The 6,362-nt window shown below is 75.2% G+C and carries 6 protein-coding genes and 1 tRNA gene; 3 read left to right on the forward strand and 4 right to left on the reverse strand.

The window, feature by feature from the left end:
* Positions 1-187 precede the first annotated feature (187 nt).
* A tRNA-Thr gene (locus tag RIM90_RS29780) sits at positions 188-261 on the forward strand.
* A 41-nt stretch (positions 262-302) separates the two neighbouring features.
* Here the strand turns inward: RIM90_RS29780 and RIM90_RS29785 are convergent.
* The 3 genes from RIM90_RS29785 to RIM90_RS29795 all read right to left on the reverse strand — a co-directional run bounded on the left by RIM90_RS29785 (position 303) and on the right by RIM90_RS29795 (position 3,482).
* Entirely contained in the window at positions 303-1,199 is an 897-nt protein-coding gene (locus tag RIM90_RS29785; protein ID WP_375165606.1) for an aminoglycoside phosphotransferase family protein, read from the reverse strand.
* A gap of 62 nt (positions 1,200-1,261) precedes the next feature.
* Positions 1,262-2,236, reverse strand: coding sequence for a zinc-binding dehydrogenase (locus RIM90_RS29790; protein ID WP_309063851.1), 975 nt, complete (start codon positions 2,234-2,236; stop codon positions 1,262-1,264).
* Positions 2,237-2,321: 85 nt separating this feature from the next.
* Complete coding sequence (locus RIM90_RS29795; RefSeq protein WP_309063852.1) at positions 2,322-3,482, reverse strand: FAD-dependent oxidoreductase; 1,161 nt, start codon at positions 3,480-3,482, stop codon at positions 2,322-2,324.
* Between the two features lie 134 nt (positions 3,483-3,616).
* Between RIM90_RS29795 and RIM90_RS29800 the strand changes: the two genes are divergently transcribed.
* On the forward strand, positions 3,617-4,303 hold the full coding sequence (locus RIM90_RS29800; RefSeq protein ID WP_309063853.1) for a pentapeptide repeat-containing protein: 687 nt from the start codon (positions 3,617-3,619) through the stop codon (positions 4,301-4,303).
* A gap of 24 nt (positions 4,304-4,327) precedes the next feature.
* Here RIM90_RS29800 and RIM90_RS29805 read toward each other — a convergent pair whose 3' ends face one another.
* Positions 4,328-4,828, reverse strand: coding sequence for a hypothetical protein (locus RIM90_RS29805; RefSeq protein ID WP_309063854.1), 501 nt, complete (start codon positions 4,826-4,828; stop codon positions 4,328-4,330).
* Positions 4,829-4,911: 83 nt separating this feature from the next.
* Between RIM90_RS29805 and RIM90_RS29810 the strand changes: the two genes are divergently transcribed.
* Positions 4,912-6,345, forward strand: coding sequence for a M1 family metallopeptidase (locus tag RIM90_RS29810; RefSeq protein WP_309063855.1), 1,434 nt, complete (start codon positions 4,912-4,914; stop codon positions 6,343-6,345).
* The last annotated feature ends 17 nt before the right edge of the window (positions 6,346-6,362 follow it).

The raw sequence follows: 6,362 nt of genomic DNA on the forward strand, positions 1-6,362 counted from the left end.
CGGGCACCGAGGGGCTGACGGGGCTGCGCGGAACGGGCGGGTTCACCTACCGGCACGGGGAGACGAAGGTGCCGTACACCTTCGCGTACGGGCTGGAGTGAGCGAGCGGGGCGGACTCCCGCAAGTGCGTGGCTCGGCGAAACCGGCTCTGTGTACAGTGGAGCAGCCTTCGCGCGCGCCGCGCGGTGCCTCCTTAGCTCAGATGGTCAGAGCAGCTGTCTTGTAAACAGCAGGTCGTCGGTTCGAATCCGACAGGGGGCTCCGGTGAGACCCCGGGCCGGACCTCCTCCGGCCCGGGGTTCTCATGTCGTACGGCCGCGCAGGCGGCGGGCGATCTCCAGGTGGCGGTCCGTCAGGGGGCGGCCGTCCTCGACGGTCCACACGCAGTTCTGCAGCAGGCGCCCGTACGTCCACGCGCGTGCCCGCTCGCGGTCCAGACCGAGGACGTCGGTCATGGCGTCGAAGCGCCAGCCGACGTCGTCGGCGTCGAAGCGGTTGATCAGGGCGGGCCAGAGCTCGAACCCGGGGTCGCCGGCCAGCGGCTTGGGGTCGATGGCGAGCCAGGGGGCGCGGTCCGCGGCGAGGACGTTCTCGTAGTGCAGGTCCCAGTGCAGGAGGCGGTCGCCGGGCTCGTCGGCGACCTCCCGCACGGCGGCCGCGCAGTCGGCGACGATGCGGCGGGCGGCCGGGTCCGGGACCCGGTCCCGCGCCGAGGAGGCCCGTTCGAGCAGGGAGGGGGCGATGTCGCCGAGGCGGCGCATGCCCTCGGGGGCGGGGGTGGTGTTCAGGCGGGCGAGGAGGCGGGCGATCACCAGGACGGCCTCGTGGACGTCCGGCTGGTGCGCGAGCACGCGGGAGGCGTCGAGGCGTTCCAGGAGCAGGGTGCCGGTGGGCTCGTCGTGGTCCAGCAGGCGGACCGCCCCGTCGCCGTCCCACAGGCGCAGGGCGACCGGCTCGCCCGCGGTCTCCTCGTCGCGGAGCTGGAGCTTCAGCACCGCCGGTGTGCCGTCCGCGCGGTCGACCGGGAGGACCAGGGCGCTCACGCCGTGCCGGGGCGCCCCGGTGATGCGCAGGTCCCAGCGGTCGAGGAAGGCGGCGGCCAGGTCCGGCAGGGCGGCGATGAAGGCCCGGCCCGCCTCCTTGTTGAAGTTCTCCTGGGACGCGGCGAGTTCCTCGGGGATGTCGATCACCTTCCGCAGGGTAGCGGCAGACGGAAGCCGGGGCGGGCGAATGGCGGGGGCGGCCGGTCCGTGAGGGGCCGCTACGGCTCCAGGACGACCTTTCCGGTCGTGCCCCGGTTCTCCAGGGCGCGGTGGGCGGCGGCGGCCTCGGCGAGGGGGAAGCGGTGGACGGCGGGGACGAGCCGGCCCGCGGCGGCCTCGGCGAGGGCGCGCAGTTCGAGGGTGCGGACGGGGTGGGGGCCGCCGGCCTTCCGCATCATCGCGGGGCCGAGGACGTTCTCGGAGACGCCGTCGACGAGGTGGGGGCCGTCGTCGTCGACGCCCTGGGCCGACCAGCCGAAGACGAGGTGCCGGCCACCGGGGGCGAGGAGGCCGACGGCCGTGCGGGCGACGTCGCCGCCCACGCCGTCGTACACGAGGGTGACCCTGCCCCGGTGGCCGGCGAGCCGTGCGGGCCAGTCCGGGTCGGTGTAGTCGACGGCGAGGTCGGCGCCGACCGCCGCCACCCGGGCCGTCTTCCGGGGGCCGCCGGCCAGGCCGATGACGGTGGCGCCGGCGTTCTTGGCGTACTGCACGAGGAGGGTGCCGATGCCGCCGGCCGCGGCGGGGACGAGGACCACGTCGCCGGGGCCCGGTTCGGCGAACTGCACGATGCCCATCGCCGTACGGCCCGTGCCGATCATGGCGACGGCCGCGGCGAAGTCCAGGCGCTCCGGGATCTCGTGCAGGCGTCCGGCGTCGGTGACGGCCAGCTCCGCGTAGCCGCCGGGGGCGAAACCGAGGTGGGCGACGACCCGCTTGCCGAGCCAGTCGGCGGGCGTGCCCCCGCCGAGGGCGTCGACGACTCCGGCGACCTCGCGGCCGGGGACGGTCGGCAGGGCGGGCGGGGCCGGCGCGGGGCCCCGCAGGCCCTGGCGCAGGGCCGTGTCCAGGAGGTGGACTCCGGCCGCCCGTACGGCGATACGGACCTGTCCCGGTCCCGGCCGCGGGTCCTCGACCTCCTCGTAGGTCAGGTTCTCGGCCGGGCCGAAGGCGTGCAGGCGGATGGCGTGCATGGGGTCTCCCAGGGGATGCCGGGGGCGGGCGCCGGCGGGAACGCCGGGCGGGTGTTCTGCTCGCTGCGGCCCCCACTGTTCGACCTCAAGCGTGCTTGAGGTCAAGCTCGTTCCGGCCGAGGGCGAGGGAGACGGCCGTCAGGGCGCTGTTGAAGGAGACCTCCGAGAGCACGCCGGGCGCGGCGACCTGGTCACCGGCGAGGTAGACGCCGTCGCCGCGGTCGACGGCGGGCCGGTCGCGCCAGCTGGTGCCGGGCAGGTCGACGGCGCCGGTCCGTCCGTTCGCCACCGCCTCCCGCCGCCAGGTGACCCGTTCGCGCCAGCCGGGGAAGCCCAGGTCCAGCAGTTCCCCGGCGCGCGCGACGCCGTCGGCCCCGGTCTCGTGCGGGGCGAGGGGCACCTGACCCTGGATCAGCTGCTCGCCGGCCGGGGCGAGGGTGCGGTCCTGGGCGGTGAACCGCTCCAGCCAGCCCGGCGCGTCCAGGTCGGACACGACGAACGCGTCCCCGCGCCGGGTGCGCACGGCGAGGTCGACGAGGGCGGTGCGGCCGCTCGGCCAGGTCAGTGAGGGATCGTCGAGGAGGCGTCGGGCGGAGTCGAGGGAGGTGGCGACGACGACCGGGGTGTCGGTGGGCAGGGTGTCGACGCGGGACAGGGTCTCCATCCGCACGCCCAGGTTCCAGGCGTGGGCGGCCATCCGGTCGATGAGCGCGCCCCAGCCGCCGCGCGGGTAGTGCGCCTCCGGGGGCAGCTTGGTGGCGCGGCGCAGGCGTTCCTGCACGAACGCGGCGGACAGGGAGCCCGGGTCGTGGTGGAACAGCGCGACCGCGGAGTAGTGCGCGGCGGCCCGCGCGGCCTCCTCGCCGGCGACCCCGGTGGCCCAGGTGAGGAAGTCGGTGTCGACGGGCGCCTGCGCGCCGCCGCGGCGCAGCAGCTTCAGCATCGCGAAGGGCGGGGTGCGGCGCAGCGCGCCCCGGTGGCGGAGCCGCAGCCGGGCCGCCTCCAGGGGCGGGATCGGGGCGAGCGGTCCGATGAGGTTGCGCCGGCGGAGCCAGGACCAGTGCGGGCCGCCGTTGTAGAGGGCGTGCGGTCCCTCGTTCGTCCGGTACGGGCCCTCGGCGGTGCGGGCCCGGCCGCCGAGCGTGTGGTGCGCCTCGTGGACGGTGACCTTGGCGCCCGCCTCGGCGGCGGTGATGGCCGCGGTGAGTCCGGCGAAGCCGCCTCCGATGACGGTGATGCGGTGCATGACGGGGGTCTCCCTTGCTCGGGGTCGCCTTCGGGTTGTCCTCTGGTATGACTCGGCGAGGGCCCCGGAATGTGACATGCGCGGGGTTTTCGCAGGTCGGCGGGATTGTCAGTGGCGGGGTGCAGCATGGGGGCATGGCGAGGAGAGCGGTGGGCGGTACGGGTGTGAAGGGGGCGCGCCGCCCCGAGCTGCGGCTTCCGGCGCTGGAGCGGTTCGAGGGGGGCGGGGGATCCGGACTGGAGCCGGACGGGGACTACGACGGGCTGGAGTTCCGCGGGGCGGACCTCGCCGGGCAGGACGGGGCCGGGGCGCGCTTCATGGACTGCGCGCTGGCGGAGTGCGCGCTGGACGGGACGCGGCTGTCCCGGGCGCGGGTGCTGGACTCGGTCCTCACCGGCGTCCGGGGTGTGGGCACGGACCTGGCCGAGGCGACCCTGCGGGACGTCGAGGTGACCGACGCGCGTCTCGGGGGGACGCAGGCGCACGGGGCGGTGCTGGAACGGGTGCTGGTCCGGGGCGGCAAGATCGACTTCCTGAACCTGCGCTCGGCCCGGCTCAAGGACGTCGTGTTCGAGGGCTGTGTCCTGGTCGAGCCGGACTTCGGCGGGGCCCGGCTGGAGCGCGTGGAGTTCGTGGACTGCGCGCTGAAGGGTGCGGACCTCACCGGCGCCGTGCTCACGGACGTGGACCTGCGCGGGGCCGCGCCCCTGGAGATCGCGCGGGGCGCGGACCGGCTGGCGGGGGCGGTGATCAGTACGGCGCAGCTGCTGGATCTGGCGCCGGTGCTGGCGGGGGAGATGGGGCTCCGGGTGGAGGGGTGAGCGGGGCGGGCGGAGGCGCCCGGGTCACCGCACGCGGGGATAGCGGGCCTGGAGGGTCCAGACGGCCGGGTTCTCGCCGAGGTCCTCGTGCAGGTCGATCAGGTCGGCGAGGAGGTCGTGCAGGAAGTCGCGGGCCTCGCGGCGGAGTTCGGAGTGGGAGAAGGTCAGCGGGGGTTCGGAGGCCGGCAGCCACTCCGCCTCGATGTCCACCCACCCGAAGCGGCGCTCGAAGAGCAGGCGGTCGGTGGACTCGGTGAAGTCCAGCTCGGCCCGCTGGGGGCGGGAGGCCCGGGAGCCCGCCGGGTCCCGGTCGACGCGCTCCACGATGTCGCACAGCGCCCAGGCGAAGTCGAGCACCGGCACCCATCCCCAGGCCGTGGACACCTCGCGGTCCGTCTCGGTGTCGGCGAGATAGACGTCCCCGCAGAACAGGTCGTGGCGCAGGGCGTGGACGTCCGCGCGGCGGTAGTCGGTCTGCGGCGGGTCGGGGAAGCGGTTGGAGAGGGCGTAGCCGATGTCGAGCACGGGGTGATGGTGTCACGACACGGCACCTCCGCCCGCACGGGCGCCTGACCGGTGCCGCCGCCGCGCCTCCATAGGATCACGGAGTGCGCCCCCACCGCCCCCGCCGTTCCCCTCGTTCCCGTTCTTCCGCCGTCGGCCTCGTCCTGCTCACCGTGGCGGCGACCGCGTGCGGCGGCCGTGGCGGTGACGACGGCGGTCCCGGCGCGAGCGGTGTCCGCGACCCGTACTTCCCGAAGGCGGGCAACGGCGGCTACGACGTCACCCACTACGCCCTCGACCTCGCCTACGACCCCGGCGCCCACCGCCTGACCGGCACCGCGACGCTCACCGCCCGGGCGACCCAGGACCTCTCCGCGTTCAACCTCGACCTCGTGGGCATGGACGTCGAGCAGGTCACCGTCGACGGCGCGGCCGCGCGCCGGCACCGCGCCGGCCAGGAGCTGACGGTCCGTCCGCGCGACGGACTCGACCGCGGCGCGCGCTTCCGCGTCACCGTCCGCTACTCCGGCGCCCCCGTGACCGTCACCGACCCGGACGGCTCCGAGGAGGGCTGGCTGCGCACCGTCGACGGCGCGCTGGCCCTGGGGCAGCCGACGGGGTCGATGGCGTGGTTCCCCGGCAACCACCACCCCTCCGACAAGGCGACGTACACGCTCGCGGTGACCGTGCCGAAAGGGCTGCGGGCGGTGTCCAACGGGGAGCCGGCCGGTGAGGAGACGAAGGGGAGCCGGACGACCCACCGCTGGCGCACCACCGAGCCGATGGCGAGCTATCTCGCCACGCTCGCCATCGGCAGGTACGCCGTCGACCGCGGCACGACCGCCGGCGGGCTGCCCGTGTACACGGCGGTCGACCCGGAGCAGGCGGAGGCGAGCCGTGCGGTCCTGGCGCGGCTTCCCGAGGTCGTGGCGTGGGCGGAGCGGACCTTCGGCCCGTACCCCTTCTCCTCCGCGGGCGCGATCGTGGAACGTCCCGGGGACGCCGGGTACGCCCTGGAGACCCAGAACCGTCCCGTCTTCCCCGGCGCCCCCGGCACCGGGCTGATGGTCCACGAGATCGCCCACCAGTGGTACGGCAACTCCGTCACCCCGAGGACCTGGCGGGACATGTGGCTCAACGAGGGCTTCGCGACGTACGCGGAGTGGCTGTGGGAGGAGGACCACGGCGGGGACACCGCGCAGCAGACCTTCGACGCGCTGTACGCGGGCACGTACCTGCGCGACGCGGAGGCGAACGAGGCGCTCTGGTCGTTCCCGCCGGCGCGACCGCCCGACGCGGCGCACATCTCCGGCGTCCCCGTCTACCAGCGCGGCGCGATGGTCCTGCACAAGATCCGGCAGACGGTCGGCGACAGCGCCTTCTCCGCCCTCCTCCGCGGCTGGGCGCGGGACCACCGCCACGGCAACGCGGACACCGACGACTTCACGGCGTACGTGGAGAGGTCGGCCCCCCAGGAGGACTTCGACGGCATCTGGGCGGACTGGCTGTACGGGGAGGGAAAGCCGGAGCGGCCCTAGGCGTGTCGTCCCGGGCC

The organism is Streptomyces sp. (genome assembly GCF_031181555.1).
GTDB classification, from domain to species: Bacteria; Actinomycetota; Actinomycetes; order Streptomycetales; family Streptomycetaceae; genus Streptomyces; species Streptomyces fimbriatus.